This is a genomic window from uncultured Rothia sp. (assembly GCF_937976295.1).
Classification (GTDB): domain Bacteria; phylum Actinomycetota; class Actinomycetes; order Actinomycetales; family Micrococcaceae; genus Rothia.
Genome location: NZ_CALJRY010000147.1, coordinates 1 through 2,946 on the forward strand (window position 1 = coordinate 1; position 2,946 = coordinate 2,946).

A 2,946-nucleotide genomic window follows, 5' to 3' on the forward strand; every position below is an offset into this window, starting at 1 on the left:
GCACTGGGACGTCATGCAGGAAGAAGTACCTGCAAACGAATCCGCCAACGGCAACACTATGTTCCCCATCAAGTAACTTTCTATAGGAGGTTTATCATGACTCAGTCCAATTACCCCGCAGTGGGGCATGTCTACGAAGCAGCTTTCGGCGACCTCGCCTACCACCTTAATTTCAGCAACGACGGTAAGACGATGGAATTCACCAGCGTCGGTACCGCCGACGCCGTCGCTCAGCCCGTAGTAACCGTTGAGTACACGGCGAAGGAAGTAGCTCCGGGCGTATTCATGGTGTACTGGAAGGAACCTGACGGCTCTACCGTCGTACACGTTGAAGATTTCAACCAGGACAAGGTGTTCACCAACATCACCCTGCCGGATCACCAGTTCCTGAACCTTGAAGGCACCTTCAAGCTTTTGAAGTAAACCGGTTTTCACCCAAGCCGTATGTCGTGGTGGGGCGATGAGAGAGCCGGGGTTGAGCTCTGCTAGTTATGTTGAGCCCCACTCTTAACGCAGTACTGCAAGCTCGGATTTTGTCACCCTGAAGGTGGCAACATGTAACTTGCAGCCCGTCACACAAAACACGTGCCCGGTGTCTCCACCATATACGGAGGCACCGGGCACGTGCGTCAGTTACAAAAGTGACATCTTTGTCACTTTGAACTTCCATTTTCGGATAGAGTTACAAATTTCTGCGGCTAGAGTGACAATATGTAACTCTCCAGCAGATCTTGTAACTCACAATGTAAAGTTCACACAGAGTACGTGCATGATTGCCATAGTAACTTCGCTCTAAGCGGCGCTGCACGCTCTGCCGGGGTTCCCTGCCGGTTCTCGCTATAGTCCTGGCGGGCGAAAAATGCGGGGAATTAACCTTATCAGGTTGCTAAATGGTAAATGTTTCACGTGAACCCTGAAAACAAGAAGGGGCGGCACCGTGCGGTGTCGCCCCTCTTTTTGTGTCCTCTAGTGCTCTCTAGGGAGTATCGGTACTTATCAGAAGGTTTTATAGGAGGATGCTTGACCCGCCGCTCACATAGCTCCTATGCTGGAGTCATCAGCTCTCTATCCGTGCTGCCCCACCGTAGGGGCATCTAAGGAGCTGAACGCATTGTTGAGCCGAAGCCACCCAAGGCGCGACCGGGGCGGTATTCGGAATCTAGGAGGCATCAAAGAAATGACCCACCGAGCATAAGCCCGGACCTCACAGAATTTTTTCGTGCGCTCACGCAGTAGCTTTATAGGCACAGCTATATAGATACAGGCATGTAGGCACAGCCATATAGGCGCCTCTCCTGCGTATTTCTGTCAGCGCGCATACACCCGGGCATAGGTTTATCCACCGTTAGGCTCGGGTTTTTTCGCGCCCTTTTTGGGGCAAGCCTCACTTCAAGCCATCTAAAGTCTACGGATACGCCCATACCGACAGGTGGGCATGAGGGCACCCGAGCATCCATGATTCGCATCTATGATTCGCGTCTAAGATTCAAGGAGCTCGTATGACACACGTACTTCAGCTGCAGGCGACCTTTCCCCGTTCTGCTTCTTCCCGCGATGCCCGTTCACACGCCCATGCGGCAACGCACGTTAGCATCACCCACCTGCACTTTGCACACCCGAGCCAGCCTCCGCTTTTTGTGGATCTTTCGGCGGTGTTTTCGGCGCCTCTGACCGGGCTCATTGGTGACAATGGTTGCGGAAAAACAACCCTTATGAGGTTGATTTTGGGTGATTTGACCCCGAATTCCGGTTCTTTGGCGACACCGGAACGCATGGCGTATCTCCCTCAAGATTTGGGTCTTGATCGGGAACAGACCCTCGCTGAGCTCTGCGGAATCTCCGAGATTCTGCGGGCGCTACAGGCGGTGGAATCCGGCGAGTATTCCCCCGAACTCTACGAGATTATCGGGGACAACTGGGACGTTGAGGAGCGCACCCTGGCTGCTTTGGCAACCTACGGTTTTACTCCGGCGACCCTGGTTGATCGTGACGACCCGGAGGCCATTCGGGCACTCTTTGCCCGCCAGATGCATAGCTTCTCCGGTGGCGAGGCGGTCATCGCCGCGCTTGCCTCGCTCATGGTTTCCGACCCCGAGTTTATTCTGCTCGATGAGCCGACGAATAACCTGGATTCCTCGGCGAAGGCTCAGCTCTTCACCGCACTGGAGGCGCTGCCCTGCCCGGCACTGATTATTAGTCACGACCGCGACCTGCTGGAGCGTATGCACGTGATTGCGGAGCTTCATGCGGACCGTCAGGGGCTGGCTCATCTGCGCCTCTTCGAGGGCAACTACAGCACCTACCGGCAGGCACTGAATACCGAACAGCAGGCGGCTCAGCGTCGCGTGAGCGAGGCGAAGAACCGGGTGCGTTCGGCACATCGTGAGTGGGTACAGGCGCAGGAGATTATCTCGAAGAACATGGCGCAGGTCTGGAAGGATGATCAGCCGGACACAATTCTTGATTTGGCGAAGGATGCCTCACGGCAGGCGGCGGCGAAGCTTCGTGGCCTGCGCATCGGCAAGCAAGAGCAAGCCCAGGAGGCGTATCAGAAGGCTCAGGAGCAGGTGCGGGCACAGGAGAAAATCTATGCCGAGTTGAGCCAGCAGCCCCTGCCCGCGGGACGTAAGGTGTTGGAGCTGAGCAGGGTTAATTCTGCCCAGGTTTCACGTGAAACATTAACCAATCAGCAATCTACCACGGTTGATTCTCTGCATTTTTCACCCACTGGCTCTAATAGCGAGAGCCAGCAGGGAACCCCGGCGGAGCACCCCGAACACCTGATTCTCAGCGGCCCCGAGCACCTGCGCATCACCGGCGCAAACGGTAGTGGCAAGACCACCCTCCTTGAGGCAATTGCCCACGCCGGCGAGGCGGACTACCTCTCCCCTGTGCAGCCCGCCTACCGCGTCGACTATTGCATCGAGGGGGCGTATATTCCGCAGC

General features: G+C 55.8%; 2 protein-coding genes. Both read left to right on the forward strand.

Annotation, left to right across the window (positions count from 1 at the left end; translation table 11 throughout):
- The first annotated feature begins 96 nt into the window (after positions 1-96).
- A complete protein-coding gene (locus Q0216_RS03895; RefSeq protein ID WP_298593084.1) occupies positions 97-423 on the forward strand; it encodes a MoaF-related domain-containing protein in 327 nt (108 codons plus the stop codon).
- Between the two features lie 1,076 nt (positions 424-1,499).
- A partial coding sequence (locus Q0216_RS03900) for an ATP-binding cassette domain-containing protein (protein ID WP_298593085.1) occupies positions 1,500-2,946 on the forward strand: 1,447 nt, incomplete at its 3' end.

Excerpts from the sequence above, each read along its gene's own strand:
- Q0216_RS03895 (WP_298593084.1), top strand. The coding sequence starts at position 97 with ATGACTCAGTCCAATTACCCCGCAGTGGGGCATGTCTACGAAGCAGCT.